This window comes from Vibrio neptunius (assembly GCA_019339365.1).
Lineage (GTDB): Bacteria > Pseudomonadota > Gammaproteobacteria > Enterobacterales > Vibrionaceae > Vibrio > Vibrio neptunius.
This window is the reverse complement of the sequence record CP079860.1, coordinates 463,948-482,984: the sequence shown is the minus strand read 5'-3', so window position 1 is coordinate 482,984 and position 19,037 is coordinate 463,948. Positions and strand designations below refer to the sequence as shown.

General features: G+C 44.3%; 15 protein-coding genes and 2 pseudogenes. 8 read left to right on the top strand and 9 right to left on the bottom strand.

Annotation, left to right across the window (positions count from 1 at the left end):
- Positions 1-17: 17 nt before the first annotated feature.
- Positions 18-884, bottom strand: coding sequence for a glycerol kinase (locus tag KW548_18850; GenBank protein QXX09138.1), 867 nt, complete (start codon positions 882-884; stop codon positions 18-20).
- A 109-nt stretch (positions 885-993) separates the two neighbouring features.
- On the bottom strand, positions 994-2,943 hold the full coding sequence (gene glgX / locus KW548_18845) for a glycogen debranching protein GlgX (protein ID QXX09137.1): 1,950 nt from the start codon (positions 2,941-2,943) through the stop codon (positions 994-996).
- Between the two features lie 452 nt (positions 2,944-3,395).
- Between glgX and lamB the strand changes: the two genes are divergently transcribed.
- Both lamB and KW548_18835 read left to right on the top strand, forming a co-directional pair.
- Entirely contained in the window at positions 3,396-4,625 is a 1,230-nt protein-coding gene (lamB, locus tag KW548_18840; GenBank protein ID QXX09136.1) for a maltoporin LamB, read from the top strand.
- Between the two features lie 115 nt (positions 4,626-4,740).
- Positions 4,741-5,579, top strand: a pseudogene (locus KW548_18835) (transcriptional regulator).
- A 64-nt stretch (positions 5,580-5,643) separates the two neighbouring features.
- Here KW548_18835 and KW548_18830 read toward each other — a convergent pair.
- Positions 5,644-7,263, bottom strand: coding sequence for a methyl-accepting chemotaxis protein (locus KW548_18830; protein QXX09135.1), 1,620 nt, complete (start codon positions 7,261-7,263; stop codon positions 5,644-5,646).
- Positions 7,264-7,626: 363 nt separating this feature from the next.
- Between KW548_18830 and KW548_18825 the strand changes: the two genes are divergently transcribed.
- Positions 7,627-9,537: a methyl-accepting chemotaxis protein gene (locus KW548_18825; GenBank protein ID QXX09134.1), complete on the top strand. Its 1,911-nt coding sequence runs from the start codon at positions 7,627-7,629 to the stop codon at positions 9,535-9,537.
- Between the two features lie 187 nt (positions 9,538-9,724).
- Here KW548_18825 and KW548_18820 read toward each other — a convergent pair whose 3' ends face one another.
- Positions 9,725-11,317 carry a bacteriohemerythrin gene (locus KW548_18820; GenBank protein QXX09133.1) on the bottom strand — a complete coding sequence of 531 codons (1,593 nt, stop codon included), beginning with the start codon at positions 11,315-11,317 and terminating at the stop codon, positions 9,725-9,727.
- A gap of 139 nt (positions 11,318-11,456) precedes the next feature.
- A complete protein-coding gene (locus tag KW548_18815) occupies positions 11,457-12,668 on the bottom strand; it encodes an MFS transporter (GenBank protein QXX09132.1) in 1,212 nt (403 codons plus the stop codon).
- Positions 12,669-12,783: 115 nt separating this feature from the next.
- Between KW548_18815 and soxR the strand changes: the two genes are divergently transcribed.
- On the top strand, positions 12,784-13,248 hold the full coding sequence (gene soxR, locus KW548_18810) for a redox-sensitive transcriptional activator SoxR (GenBank protein ID QXX09131.1): 465 nt from the start codon (positions 12,784-12,786) through the stop codon (positions 13,246-13,248).
- Here the strand turns inward: soxR and KW548_18805 are convergent.
- Together KW548_18805 and KW548_18800 are read right to left on the bottom strand one after the other, a co-directional pair.
- A pseudogene (locus KW548_18805) lies at positions 13,222-14,101 on the bottom strand (AEC family transporter). The gene soxR and the pseudogene KW548_18805 sit on opposite strands and share 27 nt — an antisense overlap.
- A gap of 363 nt (positions 14,102-14,464) precedes the next feature.
- Positions 14,465-14,770 carry a hypothetical protein gene (locus tag KW548_18800; protein ID QXX09130.1) on the bottom strand — a complete coding sequence of 102 codons (306 nt, stop codon included), beginning with the start codon at positions 14,768-14,770 and terminating at the stop codon, positions 14,465-14,467.
- A gap of 79 nt (positions 14,771-14,849) precedes the next feature.
- Between KW548_18800 and KW548_18795 the strand changes: the two genes are divergently transcribed.
- The 3 genes from KW548_18795 (at position 14,850) to KW548_18785 (ending at position 16,748) form a co-directional block, all read left to right on the top strand.
- Entirely contained in the window at positions 14,850-15,131 is a 282-nt protein-coding gene (locus KW548_18795) for a deoxyribodipyrimidine photo-lyase (protein ID QXX09129.1), read from the top strand.
- A gap of 185 nt (positions 15,132-15,316) precedes the next feature.
- Entirely contained in the window at positions 15,317-16,006 is a 690-nt protein-coding gene (locus KW548_18790; GenBank protein QXX09128.1) for a flavin reductase, read from the top strand.
- A gap of 337 nt (positions 16,007-16,343) precedes the next feature.
- Positions 16,344-16,748 (top strand): hypothetical protein, encoded by a 405-nt coding sequence (locus tag KW548_18785; protein QXX09462.1) that lies wholly within the window; start codon positions 16,344-16,346, stop codon positions 16,746-16,748.
- Between the two features lie 57 nt (positions 16,749-16,805).
- Here KW548_18785 and KW548_18780 read toward each other — a convergent pair whose 3' ends face one another.
- Together KW548_18780 and KW548_18775 are read right to left on the bottom strand one after the other, a co-directional pair.
- On the bottom strand, positions 16,806-17,399 hold the full coding sequence (locus KW548_18780; GenBank protein QXX09127.1) for an NAD(P)H-dependent oxidoreductase: 594 nt from the start codon (positions 17,397-17,399) through the stop codon (positions 16,806-16,808).
- The gene (locus KW548_18775) at positions 17,396-18,310 is read right to left on the bottom strand and encodes an EamA family transporter (protein QXX09126.1); all 915 of its coding nucleotides are present in this window, start codon (positions 18,308-18,310) and stop codon (positions 17,396-17,398) included. The genes KW548_18780 and KW548_18775 overlap by 4 nt, the downstream gene beginning before the upstream one ends.
- Before the next feature lie 132 nt (positions 18,311-18,442).
- Here KW548_18775 and KW548_18770 point away from each other — a divergent pair, with 132 nt between their 5' ends.
- Entirely contained in the window at positions 18,443-18,922 is a 480-nt protein-coding gene (locus tag KW548_18770; GenBank protein ID QXX09125.1) for a MarR family transcriptional regulator, read from the top strand.
- Positions 18,923-19,037 lie beyond the last annotated feature (115 nt).

Sequence of the window (19,037 nt, the reverse complement as noted above, 5' to 3'; positions counted from 1 at the left end):
CATTTGTGAGGCGTTTTTTAATAGGCAGAAATACCAAACTCTCTTAGTTTCACTGGTAGCACATCATCAAGATTATCGATGTCTTCAGACGTTACTTCAATTAAGTCAAATTGGTGGTCTTCATATATTTTTTTGATGCTGGCTTTTTCTTTCTCTGGAAAAGCACCATTGTCGCGCCCCCAAAATTGTAGATAGACTTTGCCAGTAGGTAAGTAAAAATCACTCAGCACATCTTCATCAATCGGTAACTGACGATCATAAGCATGAACAATACCATTCATATAAAGCCAGTTGTCGATCTTTAACTCGCCTTTGGTGCGTACATAGTGTCCATCGAGAGTTCGGTGTTTAGCTTCGAATTTTTGTCGGAAGCTAGATATCGATTTATCTGTTGAGTGCGCTTCGGCATCCTGACCTGAAAATTCTATGACGGATTGCTTAAGGCGCTTATTGCGCACAATTGAGTCATGCCAAACAACAAAATGATTGCCTGTGTCTTTATCTTGTCGCTGATAGCCACCGACTTTCAGGCCATTGAGCGTGACTTCCCAACCAGCGTCGACCTTTTGCAACCAGCCCAGCTCCTGAAGGAGTTGGTTGATTTTTTTCGCATTGAGGAAGAAACGCTCTCCGATTTGAGTCGCACTTAAAGGCTTACCGCTTGTGGCGGCAGTGTCTATCAGAAGGTTTTCTGGCCAGACGATAAAATGGCCAAACTTCTGATGCTGGACATACTCTCCGCCAAATTTTTCTCCGAGCTCAGTTAAAACCCACGAATCCTCTGAACGATTGATATAACCTGCCAGCTTAAGCTCCTGAAACAACTGCCTAGCGTCAGTTTGACGTAACTTTGCTATCGCAGTCGTGGAGATTTTTTCAGCCATATGTCCTCTTTATCAATACCACCAGTTTAGAGATATTGTTTGAGATAAAACTTATCTAATCAAGCAGATAGTTGCTGTTATGATAGCGACTTATCACAACAGCATAGGATTAGGCCCGCGAATGGAAGATAGCCATTGAACATGGTGCGATGAGGACTTGCTTTTGATCAATAGTTTGATGCAACTTGTGGTTGTCAGTATTGCATACCATGATCCACTGCTGATCATTCTCATACGGCAAACTGAAGCGCGCTGGTGCACTGGTTTGGTTGATGCAATAGAACAATTCATCCCCTTTTTGGCCAATGCCTAACTGAAGGGCAACTGAGCAAAGCTGATTCCAATCATCGTGATCCATGAAGGTACCGTCAATACGTCGCCAATGGATGCGATTGTCGTTTCTATTTTCACCACTGAAAGCTCGAATAAATGGAACCATGTAGGTTTGTCGTGCCTGAACCATGTTTGCCAACCAAGATTTGAACTCCTCTTTTTTTAGAGAAGGCTGCCAATTTAGCCAACTTAACTCATTGTCTTGACAATAGGCATTGTTGTTGCCTTTTTGGCTATGAGAGAGCACGTCAGCGGTCAGTATATGCGGAATACCAAAAGCGAATAGCAGGCTAGCCATAAAGTTACGCTTTTGTTTTTCGCGTTTGTCTATGATGGTTGGGTTTTCAGTATCACCTTCCACACCATAGTTATCGGAGCGATTGTCCCCGTGACCATCTCGGTTTTGTTCGCCGTTTGCTTCATTGTGTTTCTGACGGTAGGAGACCAGATCCTGCATTGAGAAACCATCATGATAGGTAATGTAGTTAACGGTCAGTTTATAAGGCCAGTTAGCTGCACTGTATAAGTCACGAGACCCCATCAGACGGGTAGCGAACTCTTTTAGATAGCCTTGGTCGCCGCGCCAGAAACTGCGGGTGATATCTCGTAATCTGTCGTTGCACTCGTTCCAACCAAAAGGAAAGTTCCCGACCTGATAGCCGTTGGGTCCTATATCCCATGGTTCGGCAATAAGCTTGACCTCTTTGAGAACGGGATCTTGTGCAACCGCTTTGAAGAACCCTGAGTGTGTATTGAAGTTTTCACCCTCACGACCCAAGGTAGCAGCAAGATCAAAACGGAACCCATCAATCTGGTATTCTTCGACCCAATACCTCAAAGTATCCATTACTAGATTGAGCGTCGGTTGGTATGATAAGTCAAGGGTGTTCCCGCAACCCGTAAAATTCGCAAAATGTTCGCCGTGCTTAAAGTAGTAACGATCATCCAAGGCTTTTAAGTTAAACACTGGGCCTCTTTCATCGCCTTCTGCCGTATGGTTGTAAACCACATCAAGAATGACTTCGATTCCGTGACGGTGTAGTTCTCTAATTGCTGTTTTTAACTCGAACACCGCATCCTTGTCTGCATAGCGAGGATCAGGCGCCATAAAAACATAAGGGTTGTAGCCCCAATAGTTTACTTTATCCATCTCAAGGAGGTGCGGTTCATGCATACAGGCTGCTATTGGTAGCAACTGTAAAGTATTGATGTTCTGCTGTTTATAGAACTTGAGCATGGCTTCACTGACTAACCCTAGGTATCGCCCTTGATGCTCTGGATGTACGTCTGGATTGAGCTTGGTGACACCTTTGACATGGGTTTCAAACAGTACCATCTCTTCGCGAGGGCGGTGTGGTTTGGCCACGTCTTGCCAATCGAACTTGTCATCGGTGACGATGCTTTTAGCTAACTCAAAACTTTTTGCCGAATTAAAGGGAATAGAATAAAAAAGGGGCTTATCTAACGACTTGGCATATGGATCGGAAATCAATCGTCGATTTTCTTTGTCATCAACAATAAATCCATATTTCTGACCTGCTTTGATACCAGAAACAAAAGTGTGTTTTATACCCGCATATTCGTGTGTTAACGGATAGGTTTGGTAATTATTGCTTTCATCAAAAAGCGCAAGTAACAGTGTTTTATTCTTAGGCGCGTGAATCGCGAAGTTACAGCCTTCGTGATTCAACGTGGCACCCAGTGGATAGGGGCGAGAACAAGGCATCGTCAATATTTGGTATTAGTTTGTAATTGAGTAACTACAAGTAAGTAAATAGCTTTGTTGAAGAGACGTCAAGCACCTTATGTATAAATTAAAAATGTAATTTTTTTTCAGTTCGGTGGCGTTTTTTTGTTTAAAAGGTGAACTGTGTGGTGTTTTGCGAGGTGATGATAAAAGAATCTAATACCTCCTCCCCCTTATATTTGTGACGTAAGCCTAATGTACGTTGTTCGGTTATTTTTCTACTCCCTTCTCATCCCCCCAAAATAAGTGTTAGGCGGAGGAAGTCACCCTTGAGTCTTATCGGTAATCTTGTCAGCAGTTGAAACAAAAGAGGGTTAGGTAATAGAGCTTAGCCCATCTTACCTCTCTTTTTTGATGGGTTCTGTTGCTGCCTTTTCAGAGCGAATCAACGAGCGAGTTAAAAGAATAATAATCCCTAAATGGAGTTAAAAATGAAAAAAGTAAGTTTAATTGCTGCCGCAGTGGCGACAACATTAGCAGCTGGTTCTGCTTTTGCGGTCGATTTCAATGGTTATTTCCGTGCTGGTACTGGCATCAGTGACAATACGGGCGGTGATGTCTCTGTAAGCAAACATGGTATCGGTCGCCTCGGTAACGAAAACGACAACTACTACGAGTTTGGTTTTGCAGAAGAGCTGAAAACAGGTGAACAAACTTGGCGCGTTGAGTCAATGTTAGCGAAAGGTGATGATGATGGTAAATCAGGCTGGGAAGCTGGAGATATAAACGTCGCACAGTTCGCTGTGAAAGCAAAAGGCCTGATTGCATCAGATAAAGAAGCAACCATGTGGGCGGGTAAAACGTATTACCAACGTAAAGATATCCACATCACTGACTTCTACTTCCTAAACACGTCTGGTACTGGTGGTGGTATTGAAAACCTTTCAGTAGGTAACCAAAAGCTTTCTGTTGCGATTATTCAAGATGGTGAAGTGACAACAAACGATGTAAAACAGTCTGCTGGTTATATTCTAGATACACGTCTTGCAAATATTGGCCTTTGGGAAGATGCATCTCTTGAACTAGCACTAGCTTACAACTTTTCTACAGAAACAGCTGACGGCACTGAAGCGGCAGATGACGGTCTACTAGCGTCTGCGATCATCCATCAAGGTATGTCTAACGGCTTTAACCAAACAGTACTTCAATACGGCACCAATGGTTATGGTCTTCAAGCAGCTAACTTCTGGGGATCTGGTGCATATTACAAGCGTGGTAATGATTCACAGAATGACGCATCTGGTTACCGTTTGATCAACTGGGGTGTCATGAACCTCGGTGAAAACTGGGAAATGGGCCACCAGCTAGCTTACCTAGCAGGTAGTGACATCGGTAACGATACCACCTCTTCTAAGTTTGACATTGACCAGTACTCGGTCGTTGTTCGCCCTATGTATAAGTGGAACGACACAATGCGTACTATCTTTGAAGCGGGTGTAAACTCAGGTGAGAAGATCAACTCTGCAGGTACTGCGACTGAAGATTTCGGCAATACTAAACTGACTGTGGCTCAAGGTTGGGCGATGGGTGACAGCTTCTGGGCACGTCCAGAACTGCGTGTCTACGGTTCTTACATCACTGATACAGAAAACGACAACGCATTTGGTACTGGCGAAGACTCTGAATACGTTGTTGGTGTTCAGGTAGAAGCTTGGTGGTAACAGACAAATCACTGTCCTAATTGTCTAAGTCCGATTATGATAGCCGACCATTGTCGGCTATTTTTTTAAGCACTTTTCTCCTAAGTATTTAAAAAAATAAAATAAGGAAAACCCTATGTATTTTCGTGCCCTCGTTCTTAGTGGCTGCGTTGCGCTAGCAGGCTGCCAATCCCCGGAAATCATCCAGCAAGTGCAAACGGCTCAAGCTGAGCAAGTAGAGTCTATCTCTGCGTTGCAAGCAGTGACAATGAAGCTACCTAGTAGCACTATTGTTGAAATCACCCCGCAGTCTCAAGCGCTGAAATATCAGAACATCAATAGTCATGTTGCTATGTTTGAGCTACCCGCAGATCGCGGTGAGTACTCAATTACCATCACCAGTATGATTGAAGATACGGCATTTGTGCCTAGAGCGATAATTGTTGATAAGAATGGTCGTGAGCTAGAGAAATATGGAAGCGACAAATTTGAGTATACCAAGCCGCGCTTAAATCTTGGTAACCGTTTAGTTGCAGAGGTTGATTTCTTCCCCCAACTCATACTGAGTCTGTTTATCTGATTGTTTACACCGATAAAAGTGACTTGGGCGAAGCCACCATGGTTGCACATCCTGCAAGATTAGATGCGGAGGGGCGTGGAAACTATCTACCGGAAGTTAAAGACATTGCGATTCCAAATTCAGAGTATGGAAAAGTTGAAGTTTCAATTGATCGATTAGGCTTCTTCAAGCAATTGGGCTCTTCAAGCTCAGCAGAAACTAACACCAAACCAGTGATGGCCAAGAGTGTTGAAGTGGTACAGCCTGAAACTCAAAAATACTACCATCGGGCTATTACCGCTGCAGTTGAGTCGAATGATTTAAACAAGGCCATCAGTCTATTGGAAGAAGCGAAGGCACTGAATGTTGCAGGTGCACAGGAAATCTTCGTAAAAGCAGTGAACGCTAAAAAGTAAGAAATAGCTAACAATAAAAAGCCGCTGCTACATTCAATTAGCAGCGGCTTTTTTGTTGATAGGGTTAAACCTTAAAATATCTCAGTTGCCCCGTTAATTGCTCGGCGGTATTGGCCATCAACTGGCTGTCTTCGGCGAGTGATTGGGAGGCTTGCAAAACCTCATTGGCTGCCATGTGGATACCTGAAACATTTTCGTTCATTTCTGTTGCCACTGTACTTTGTTGTTCTGAAGCGGCTGCGATTTGAGCGACCATATCATTCGCGTTTTGCATTTCATTGACGATCGCATCCAACTGCTCGCGGGTTTTCTTAGATGCAGAGACACTTTCGTCGACTCTTTCATTGCTGCTTTGCATGGCGGAGAAGGTTTTGTCTGCTTGTTCAATCAGTTTTTCAATCGTCAGCTGAACTTCATTGGTGGAGTTCTGTGTGCGACTTGCTAGATTTCGTACTTCATCGGCGACCACCGCAAAACCGCGCCCTTGTTCGCCTGCCCGGGCGGCTTCAATAGCAGCATTTAAGGCGAGTAAATTGGTTTGCTCAGAAACATCTCGAATCACACTCACCACGTTACTGATGTCATTAACGCCAGTTTGGAGTTCTGTTACCAAATCGTGAGCCGTCGAAATATTACGGGATACCTCTGCAATCGTGTTTGACGTCGTTTTCATTGTCTGATCATTGCGATGAGCATGATCGACGACTTTATTCGTACTCACAGAAGTATTTTCAGCGTTGGTTGCAACATCGTTGATGGTGGCACTCATTTCTGTCATGGCGGTAGAAAGAAGCTCCAACTGGGCATGCTGTGAGTTGACGCTGGTCGCGGCCTCTTCGCTGGCTTGGGCGATATTGCATGCCATTGCACTGGATTGTTCCGCAGACTGATGCGCAGTGCGCAGAGTGTTCTGAAGTTTACTCAGCATCTTATCGATCTGTTGGCTCATTTCTCCTAACTCATCTTTTCTCGACATATTCATGCGTACTCTAAGATCCCCATCAGCAATCTTATGAGTGTTATCGATCAATCGGTGTAAGGGTGTGATGATGTTGTTTGAAATTGTGTAACCCATGGCGAGTAGGATGGCTGACAAGATAGAAGCAACAAACGCCTCTTGTAAGGCAAGAGCATAAAATGCCTCTTGAATGTCAGCGACGAGAAGACCGGAGCCAATAATCCAACCCCATTCGGGGAAGAGTTGAACGTAGGAAATCTTATCTTTCAGTTCCCCTTGTGGGCTCTTCCACTGATAGTCAAGGAAGCCTTTTTGTGCGCTGGTCTGAGAAATAGCGACCATTTCGCGCCAGTGAAATTTACCCGCACCATCTTGAAAATTTTCGGCATTTTGTCCATTGAGCGCGGGTTTAACCGGATGCATGACAACCTGCATCTCCTGATTGAGAATCCAAAAGTAATTGGCCTCATCATAGCGAAGCGCTTGGATGGCGCTTAACGCTTGCTGCTTCGCTAATTCTTCCCCTAAAGTCTGCCTCTGATCGTAGTAGTGCCGGACCAGAGTCACGGTAGCTTCCACTTGTGCACTGAGCTTGTCCTCTCGTTCACTCATGGAGCTATTCCGTTGTTGGATCAAATTGTAGATACACGCCATAGCAATAAAAATTATTGCCAAGGTCACTATGGTCGCCAGTTTATATTTGACGTTGAGATCGCTGAGTTTCATCGTTAAGCCATTCTTATAGTTTGTGTTTTGATTTTGAAGGTGAGTAGAAAGGCTATTCAATGTTCAAATGTTGAAAATTGATTTCTGTCATAAATACTTTGTATTCATATTGTTACATATTTATAGGGTGCGCCGGTTCAAAATGAGAGGCTTGATATTTGTTTTGTTTGATGGACTGGTTCACATATTTGGATGTATTGCTATCGTGAATGCCTTCAAGCTGTTTCAATTAGGTGTCAAATTTGGTGTTTGGTCATATTCCTACCACAATCTATTAATAAACTTATTTATTAGATCGTGCATATGTCCTGATGGATTGGTGTATGGAAAGTTTATGGATAATGAAAATAGGGACGAGAAGAGATGAGAGATCTGGGTTTTAAAAAGTTATTGCTCATGTCCATTATTGCACTGGTGGTTTTATCGGTGTCTGTTTCAAGTTATGTCGCTTATGTGAAGCAGGAAGAGACACTGGTCGACTTAATTACCGCTTCTAACCAGAGCTATGTGAAGGGACAAGCACAAAAGATTGAAGGCCAACTTGGAGAAAAAGTGGGTGGTTTAGAGAAGTTAGGGAAGCACTTTGATAATAAGGAAATCACAGGGACACCTGATGATTTTATTGAGCTCACTCATGTTATCGCCAATGCAACTAACTTAGGTAGTTCCGTGGTGGCGTTTACTAACGGCGATGCATATTGGAACCAAGAAGCAAGCACTTGGCCCAACCACAAGTTTAACGGAGATGTGACTACCCGAGGCTGGTATCAGGCAGGGCGACAAAGCTCAACGACATCAATGACGGAACCTTATCAAGGAAGCGAAGGTGGTGAATACTGGGTATCAATTGTACGTAAGACCTTGAGTGGTATGATTTCCGTTGACATGCAACTCGGCTTTTTGAACGAAATTGCTAAAAGTGCGAATAACATTCCCGGTGCCGTAGCGGTAATATTGAATAGTGATACCACGATTTTGGCTTCTTCGATGGACAATGTTGAGGCGGGCAACAAAACCGACAAGTATTCATGGCTAAATACCGTAGCCCAAAAAACCATCGGTCAACAGGCTGTCGTTTATGACGGCTACCAAGGTGATGATGAAAAACTGTTCTTTTCCCATGAAATCAATATTGCGGGTAAGAAATGGTACTTTGTCGTAGGTTTGGACAAAGATATTGCTTTTGCCGACCTAGCTTCTGCTAAGCAAGCTGCCATCCTGACCGCGGTGATAGCAACCCTCATCAGTATTATTGTTGCTTTGTTTGTCATGCAGGTACTGTATCGTCCAATCTTAGTGCTCAAAGAGACCATTGCAGGTTTGAGTGAAGGGAATGGAGATCTGACGCAACGCATTACGGTTACTACTAACGATGATTTAGGTCAGATTTCTGAGGGTGTGAATAAGTTCATTGCCAGCTTACAATCCATGATGTTGGAGATCAGTGAAGCCACCAATCAGCTGAACGGGAACGTTGATCGTCTGCGAGATCAGAGTCAACGTAATTCGTCTATTCTTCAGAGCCATGTTCAGGAAACGGAACAGGTGGTGACAGCGATAGAAGAAATGAACTCTACGGCTGAAGCGATGGCAACCGATGCGGCGAATACCGCACAGTTGACGCACAAAGCCAACGAAGCGGGTTCTGCTTCAAAAGTGACAGTCACTCAGGCGCAAAGTAATGTTCAGGAATTAGTGGATGATGTGAGCGTTGCCTCTGAAAATGTCAATAAGATGGCTGCAGAGACGGAGGGTATTAACACTATTTTGGGTGTCATTGGTGATATCGCTGAGCAAACTAACTTACTGGCTCTCAATGCTGCTATTGAGGCGGCTCGCGCAGGCGAACAGGGCCGAGGTTTTGCCGTGGTTGCCGATGAGGTTCGTAAACTGGCCAGTCGCACTAAAGACAGTACGGAAGAGATTGAATCGGCGTTGGCAAGCTTGCAGCGAGGCAGTCAGTCAGTGGTAGATTCAATGGACTCGACCAAAGACAAATGTGGACAGACGGCAGAAGGAGCGGGTGAAGTAGCTCAAAGTCTCGATGTAATGACGGATTTTGTAACTGAAATCAATGATTTGAGTACACAAATCGCTACAGCTGCGGAAGAGCAGAGCAGTGTGACCCAAGAGTTGAGCCGCAATATGAGTGCGATTAACGATATTGTCGGTGAACTAGACAGTAACGGCCAGCAGGCGCTCGAAGACGCGCGCAGTATTGCTGATATTAACGGCCATTTGTCGAGCATCGTGAATCGATTCAAGCTTTCGTGATTTGAGCGCATCCAACGAAGAGCCTTGCTTGCAGCAAGGCTTTTTTTGTCTCTATCCTAGAGCCAACAGAGACACTGCCAATTTTGGGGCGCTATGTTTGTTTCTCGTGAGACTGCAAGTCCCTCTATTGGCTTGAGATCGAGGAAGACGATGCGTCTCTGGCTCGCTTGGCGATGGCGAAAACGACTCAGTTTAAACCGTTCTGTTTGAAAGCATCGGTGTAAGCTTTATCTTCTCGCATAATGTGCTGGCTTAACCAGTTTTTGAGAAATCCCATTAGCTCTTCACCTATGTCTTCACCACGTTCAACCCGTTTTTGAAACGCCAATACCTCGTCTACCAACTGAGCATGTTTCTCAATATGCTCCTGTGTCTGCCCATAGCCAATCTGAGCAAACAGAGTTTCTTCATATTTAAAGTGGTTAGCCGTGTAATCGATCAAACCTTGTACGACGCGTTTGATCGAAGAAAGACCATAGTTGTGTTTGAGTAAGTAATACAATTCATTAATCAAATGCAGCAAAGTTTGATGTTGGCGGTTAATTTCATCCAGTCCGATATCCAGCTGTTCATTCCACTCCATCAGCTTGTCACGTTTTGATTCTTCTTGCTGAATCTGAGTTGGGTTGATTGCGAATCGGTGCAGCAACGAATCAATTTCTCCCGACAAGTTTCGTACTGTGATACTGGCGCGTAGTGTTTCACGTGTCGACTGGACGTTGTTGTCAGATTCCTGTGTGATTTGCTGTAAGCAATTGTCGAGATCGTGAGTTTGACTCAATTGTGCTTCTGAGGAACGAGCGATCTGCTGGCCATAAGAGCGGACTTCTTCAATTTGTAGATTTAGTGCCTTAAATGACTGTTCAGCGGTTGACGCTAAGGCCAACGATTTATCCATACTGATTTTGTTTTCTTTCATCGTTTCCAATACGTCATCGGTTTTGGTTTGCAGGTTGTTGATCTTATCTCGGATCTCTTCCGTCGCTTCCTGAGTTCGCATTGCCAGAGTACGAACTTCATCAGCAACGACCGCGAAGCCTCGTCCTTGTTCACCAGCACGGGCACTTTCAATGGCTGCATTTAATGCCAGTAAATTGGTTTGGTCGGCGATGCTGCTGATGGTTTCCATTACTTGGCTGATTTGAGAGGTTTCTGCCATCAGAGATTGGAAATGTTCATTGGAGTTATCGATATGTTGGTTAGCACTATTGAGAGCTTCTTCTAGTGCTACCATATCGCGCGAGCCCTGATCCGCTTTGTGTTTGGCTTCGTTTGCTAATCTAGAGGTGGACTCGCAATGTTCAGAGACTTGCTGAGTGATATCTGATAACTGATTAATGATAGCCTTAGCGCTGTCGACATCTTGTTTTTGGCCAATGGCACCCGCTTGCGATACTTCGGAATCTTTTTGCACGGTATCTGCGACGTCCAGTAGCCTCGCCGTGGACTTACCGAGGGTATGAACGGTGCGCGAGATATCTTCACCGATGCGATTGACTGTGCGGGACAATGATCGCGCTTGTGGATCTTGGAGTGGGATACGAACGGTCAGATCCCCTTCTGAGAGCTGTTTGGCCGCCTTTCGGACTTGGTTTAGCGTCTGACTTAAAGCATAAAACATAGTTAACATTAGGCAATGGTACAGTACCAGAACGAATATTCCGAACCACGCTTGTGCGAGCATCAAATAGAGGGCTGCTGGCAAAACCAGAATGGAGAACACGACGACCCATTGGATGGGATTGAACTGACTGAATTTTTCGGCAAGAGTGTCAAACATGCACCAACTCCTTGGTGGTATATTTAATGTACTACCTAATAAATTTAGGTCAAAGATTCAGATATCCCTACCCAGTCGGTACGTATTTTCTGGTTTTCTGTCGATCCAGCCCGAATTTATCGAACTACATGATGGTGTTTTAGTTCTGAACAACGACCTCTGGCTCAATATCATTGTGTTTGTTGAGCTTATGCATCGTTAACGCTGCGCCTATCATAATGACTGCCGCCAGTATGAAGCCATATTGAGTAAGCTCATAATGGCTCAATAAAGCGATTATTGTATAGCTGACGCTCTGCGCCATGGTGGCAAACATCTGCAATCCACCATCGGCTCGACCTCTCTGGTCAACCCTAATGGTAAGGTGCATCCAATTGGTTCGAGCAATGCGATTGAGAGCGTTAAATGAACCGAAAAACAGCGTGAATATCAATAAGTATGCTGGGTGAGTAGAGAAGCTCATGCCAATCAGCATTATGGACGCTATGGTCATTGAGTACAGCATGGTGGACTGATGAGATGCCAGATTGAGCAATTTTGCGACAAACAAACCTGTCATTAAAGACCCCAAGCCAAAGGCGATGTTGTAGCCAGCATACCAGTCTCCCGAGAGCCCGATTTCAGAAAACCAGATCGGCACCAGCTTGCTTAAGAAGGTCAGGATCGGATAACTCAATGCTGAGAGTAATAAGAATGCGTAAAAGCGAGGCTGAGCGGTAAAGATATCCTTACTCTCTCTCATTTGGCCAATAAAGGAGGTGGTTTTGCTCTGACGTAACTTGTGACGATATGGCGTCACTAAATAGCTTAACGTTGATAAGCCAGATGCTGCCGTGGCAAACGCCGCAAATTCGAGCATGCCCCAGATTTGCAGTAAGACAACGCCCAACGCGCCAGCACCCAAAGTCGTCCCCTGTAGAATGATTTCCTGTTTGCCTGAAATCGCCGCGTACTCATGTGGGTCATAGTTTTCCTGTGTAAAAGCGTTGTTTGCAGTCCAAGCAAGGTTGCTTGAAACCCAGAAGACTAATTGTGCCATAGCCAGCAACCAGTTTGATTCAATGCCTAGTCCGTAGGCCAACATGACGATAGCAGCGGTAAAGGATTGCAATATTTGCACTATTACCAGAATCGACTTTCTTGAATACCTGTCGATAAGAGTGGAAAACAAAGGGGTCAGGAAAAAAGAAATTGCTGTACACGCTAAGGCGACCATAGCCACAAAAGGGCCCATGCCTGGCGTTTCCAGCATGACCCAAGGTAAAGCCATCATAAATAAACCGGAAGAAATTCCATCAAAGAAACGGCCACTCAAGTAGGGCATGGTTCTATTTTTCATAATTAATTGCATTGTTATTCTCCACTGCAAGCCAACTTGGTGTTACTCTAAAACCTCAAGTTAACTTAAGGTAAAGCGCTTTTTTGTGTTTATTTAACTGAGATAGCCAGAAAGGAAGGAGAGGTATATGGAAATGACCGTCGGAGAGGTCGCAAAGCGTGCTGGGGTAAAAGTCTCTGCGTTGCACTTTTACGAGCAGAAGGGGCTTATCTTCAGTTGGCGGAATCAAGGCAATCAACGTCGCTATCACCGCAGTGTGTTACGCCGAATCGCTGTAATCAAAGCCGCGCAGGAAGTTGGACTGACATTGGAAGAGATTGCCCGGTCTCTGTCTCATTTACCTAAACATCAAGCACCCAATCGTCAGCAATGGGAGCGGATGGCCTCAGGGTGGCATGACTTGCTGGACCATCGAATTCAACAGCTCAAAGCATTGCAGGATGACCTAGGAGGCTGCATCGGTTGTGGCTGTTTATCGATGGAATCTTGTGCCATTTACAACCCACAGGACGTCCGTGCTGAAACATTCAAAGGGAAAACAATGCTCACTAATCCCGAAGAATGGTCAATTGAGGGACAGAGCGAAAGTTAATAATAGTGGTAAGGTTAGAATACTGAAGAAGTTGCCAAACAGTACCATGGATGCCACACGATTTGGCTCGATGTTAAATCGTTCTGCAAACATATAATTCATGACGGCGGGTGGGAGCATAGTAAATAGCACCATCATTTGTAACTGCATGGCTGGCAGAGGGATAAAGGTATAAATTAATCCAGAAAGCGGCTGCACCCGTTGCCAGAGACTGAATAGTGCAGAAAATCCCCACTCTAAGCCCGCTCAATCGCATATTACACATCTGTGCACCCAGTGAGAGTAGCATTACTGGTACTGCCGCCTGGCCAAGCAACGCCGTCGCTTCATAAAATGGTTCCCACACACCGAGCCCGCTCAGGTTAAGCACCATGGCGGCAAATGCAGCGAGAAAGACCGGCATACGAATGACTTGCTTAAAAGGGTTTCCTTCACTTAGCAGCGCGAGTCCAAGACTCACGTGGATACAGGCTGAAACAACGAACAATAGCACTGCGGATGCCAAGGCTGTATCACCAAAGGTATAGGTAAAGAGTGGAATCGCCAGATTACCACTGTTACGAAACATGTGAGGGGGAGCCCATGCTTTATAACGCAGGCCTGCAAGTTTACAGATGGGGACCATTAAAACCCCTGGCAAGAGCACCGCGATTAATGAGGCGCTCAGCAACGGGACTTGTTCGGTGTCCAGCGGCATAGAGACTAAGGATGAAAACACTAATGCTGGCGTAAATGCATCCATATTGATGCGATTGATTGGGCGAAAGTCAGGTTTGAGCCAGCGTCCAACAGAAAAACCGACTAAAACCAAGGCGAAGACCGGGAATAGAATCCCGATAACCTGCTCCAACATATTCGTCCTTGAATCCGATTGAGTACTTTAAGCAAAGTACCGGATAAACAGACAATTTAATACGATGAGGTGAAAAAAATGTGTTGGTAGGCTGGGTGCCCATGATTCATCAATGGTTTTTTCATCGTCAGTGTTAGCCATAGAGTTCCTTATGGATACAGCGACAAAGCCAATGGTTACTGGTTTGCAATGTGCAAGCTTAGTGTTAGGTTTTTCTGTTTACGTAACAATGAAGTCGCTGTTGATGGCAAGTATGCTCGACCTGCGGTAGAAATACGCGACAACAGCGGTGATGCTAACACTGAAGTGATATTGTTACACCGAACTCACGGGATGGTTGACCCCAGTAATTCTTGACCCTAATCAGTAATATTGATTGTCAACTAATGGCACTTCCAGGGTATTACTGGATTCTTTTGTCGGGCAACCTACCATTTCGTCATAGGCACTGGTGTGTCGCAAGTATTGATGCTTGACATTTAGCTTTGCACATTTCTTCTGCATTTCAACTACTGACAAGGCTCTTAGCATTTGCCCTTGTTCATCCAACACATGAAACTCTTGGCCTTCTATCACGACAGATGCTTGGTACAGTGACAAGTCGAGTGAATGAATGACCAACTTATCGATAAAGAAGAATTTTTCTAGCTTACTCAGACTCATTTTCATAGTACTTACCCGTCACTACTAAATGTCATTGATATTGTTTTACAGATTGTTCGTATCAAAGAATGATACGAGGGATACTATGAAAAAGATTAACCTAGTCTGGCTCAAACGCGATCTTAGGCTTACCGATCATGCACCGCTTAATGCGGCGCTTCGCTCTGGCACTCCGACGCTTATTTTTTATGTGTTTGAACCTTGGAAGATGAGCGCAATGGAAGCACTGATGTATAGTATCGAACCAGACAGCACCCCATTATTAACCTCGATACAGCCAGTAGAGAAGCGAGAGACAGGCTTTGGTCCTGGAAAAAGAGAAAAGACGTGGCTTTGGAAGCCAAAAGAATCCTCTCCATTCATGTGAGAAGCGATTGATCGAATAATATAAATAAGACGTAAAATAGTTTTAATTTTGTGTAGTTTGGGGAGCACGTCATGTTCAGGCCAACCTTAATAGTAACTGCAATACTGTTTTTACTCTTTTCCTACTTGGCGGCTTAACTATGCGCCTGTTAATACTGATGCCCAAAATGGTGTGAATAACGTCCAATGAAAGATAAGAATTTTACCAAAACTCAACTCGAGGCCATGGACGAGCGCAAGAGAGCTAGGTTAATAAACAGTTTGTCGGGATTTAAAAGCGCCAACTTGATTGGCACGCAAGACGGAACTGGTAACAACAACCTCGCCATTGTCAGCTCGGTTGTCCATATTGGTTCCTCTCCCCCTCTATTGAGCTTCGTAAGTAGACCCAATAGTGTCGACAGGCACACACTTGAAAATGTCAAACAGTCTGGTTTTTTCTCTATCAACTCCGTCGAATCAGACATCGCAAGAGCAGCACATCAAACATCTGCACGCTACTCGAGAGTGCAGTCAGAGTTTGATGAGACGGGTTTGACACCGTACTTTTCTGAGCGGTTTCCTGCACCTTATGTGTTAGAAAGTAACTTAAAAATTGGCTTAAAGCTCCGTGAATGTATTGATATCACTGCTAACAACACCTGTTTGGTTATTGGAGAAGTCGAAGAGATCTTGATATCAGATCAATTTATTCAACCTGACGGATATGTGGATATTGAATCCATGGAAGCGGTGACAATCTCAGGGTTGGATAGCTATCATGTAACCCAAAGGTTGTATCGGTTGAGCTATGCAAAGCCTAATGTACCATTGCATCCGCTGACGCTAGAAGGCGATCCCTCTTCTTGGGCAGCCTTGAAATCGGAAACAGAATAAACGAGTGTCATGGGTATTATTAATACATCACTCAAAATAAACCCGAATTTATATTCATCTTGTCAAATAATTGATCGGCAATTACAACCTGGCTCCCATAAATGACTTTTATATAAGTTACTAATATGTATAATCACCCCGTTTTATAACTAAATTGTCAGTTGTTGGAGTAACAATGTTTAGAAGCTCTATAGTTAGCGCTTTAGTACTAGTCGCACTAACGGGTTGTCAGAGCACAAACACATCTACACAAAAAGATGTGAATAACCTAAATAAACAGTTTGAGATCGATGTCAATAATACCACGTACAACGTGGACTTCGATCAGTCTCAATCTATGGTGACATCTGTTGAGTATATTTCTCGTGAGCAATCAAAAGGGATATACGCTAAAAAGGCGAAAAGTGGTCTGTGGTCGCAAGAGAAAGTTGAGCACCAAACTCAGCTATTAAATTCTCTCTATTCGAATGGTGCATTTATTGTGCGAGTGTACGGAGAAACAATTAACTCGGTCAGTCGTGATTTGTACAAAGTCAACTTGGTCCAAGATGGAAAAATCTTGCAGCGTGGCGTATTCGATGCGGTAGGAGATGTTCCAAATATGGATTACCCATCACGGTTGTGGCGTAATGATTCCAAACTTGCGACTAATGGCTTAGATACCAGTGAACCGTTTGAAATCCAAGTCATTACTGGTGAAAATATCGAAAAATACCATTATCAGCCGCACGTCAAAGGTTGATACTGAGATTGGATTCTTGAGCACGCCTGAATGTGCTCAAGAATGCTTCATTTCTTTTTACATTCCATACTGAAATGACTTTCCTGCCTTCACCATATCCCGATGGACGGGTTTTAATGCATGTGCATAAGCGGATAACAGCTTCATCGTATACTCACTACGGCGATGAAAGTTCACATCATTTACGCTCCCGTCTGAATTGAACAGAGTTTCTGCGTTGCGAAAGATTAAGTGATCCGGAATCAAGCACGCGTGGTTATTCTTACTGCCGGTTAAACGAATTTCACTAATAGGATAAACACCATTAACACTTGCCGAAACACTGACAGCTAAAGCAGGTTTGTGCGCCATTTCTTTCGCAGTCGATAGCATTAAAAAGTTCTTTAGAGCTGGCGTTGCCATACCGTGCCACTCCGGGGTGATGAAAACAAATGCATCACTGATTTGTAGCTGAGTAGCAATCTTTCGCCAAGGGGCCCATTCATCACTACCCGACCACATGCCTTCATTCCATAGTGGTAAATTCAGCTGATGGAGATCGAGAATATCGATATCCGTAAAATCAACCTCTGCCAGTGTCGATAAATAGTGGGCCGCTTTTAGGCTTTGTGAGTCAGCACGTTGGCTGCCTGAGATAATGGTAAGTTTCATGCAAGTTCCTTTTTACTATTAATAAATGATGTGTTTGTTTTAATTGTTGAATAGGTTGGGGCTGATGCCGCCAGCAAAATTGAAATCAATACGCTTAGCGCACCGATAAGCTGAACCCAGGTCAGAGTCTGATCAAGGACTAGGTAACCGAGGATCACAGCAGATACACTGCTGAGAAAGCCAAGGAATGAGACAGACACTGTGCTGAGCTGTTCAATTCCTCGGAACCAGAGTGAGTAGGCGAGCATGGCGCCAACAATTGCCAGATAGCTGTAACCAACAACATTCTTTAACGTGATTTGTTGAGGTAACCCCTCTGCACTGATGGCGACAGGGAGTAGCATCAGCCCACCAAACAACAATTGCCAGCCAGTGAAGCTCAGCAAGGACATATTTTCAGGGCGCCCCCACTTTTTCGTTAACACCACGCCTAGTGCCATGCTAACGGTACCGAATAGCCCCATGACTACTCCCGAGGTATTGAGTTGACCTGGGTTATTGACCACAAGCATAGCGATGCCACCTATTCCCAAACCACTAGCAGCTATTTGCGTGAACGTTAATGTGCTTCTCAACAAAACCACGCTCAGCCCCATAACGAGAATGGGCTGAATGGACATAATCAGAGCCGCCATACCACCGGGTAAGTAAGTGGCAGCATAAAATAGGCAGTAGAAAAAAAATCCGATGTTGAGTAGGCCAAGTACGGCCAGTTTCGCCCACCAACTTCCATTTGGAATCGTGCGAGAAAACAACACCAATACTATCCCAGCAGGCAAAGCGCGCAGCATCGATGCGAACAAAGGGCTGTTGGCAGGCAGAAGTTCAGTGGTGACGATGTAAGTACTTCCCCAGACCATTGGCGCTAATGCCGTAATGGCTAACGTTGCGATTCGTTGTGTGCGTGTCATTGATGCCTCCTTTCGTTACAGTTTGTCTTTATAAAAAATATCTTTTATGAAAGATACTTTTTATAAAGTAATGGTGTTTTGTCTTTTAATCAAGTATCTTTTTAAAAAGATAAATCAGTAGAGGGATGAGATATGCAAGATCCTGTCGACCACATCTTGAAGCAGTGGGGCGATGTGAAGCCTGAGTTGGATTGTTCTGACATGGGAATTGTCGGTAGACTGATGCGTGTTCAGGGACTGTGGCACAGTCAATTGGAACATGTGTTTAAGCAGCATCAACTGAGTATGTTGGAGTTCGATATTCTGGCGACATTAATGCGAAATAAGCAACCACTGACCCCGACTGAAATGTACAAAACCTTGATGATCTCCTCAGGCGCGATGAGCACTCGGATTGAAAAGTTGGTTCAGCGAGGTCTTGTTGAACGATTAGCAAGTGGCGATGATAGACGCAGTTGTAAAGTAACGCTTACCCAGCAGGGCGCTCAATTAGTCGATGAGGCTTTAGCGTCACACTTATCAAATATGAACGGAATGCTGAGCATATTTAATGAACAAGAAAAAGCCCAACTTGCAGATATGATGAGAAAAATCTTACTCGCCAATCAATGATTGATAAGACTGTGGTGGCAGGGTAGCTGTTACTTAGCCACCAGTTTTCGTTTTTTGTTTCAATCAAAACTACTTTCTTTTAAAGCAGCAGCAGATTGAGTCAAAGATCCAATTT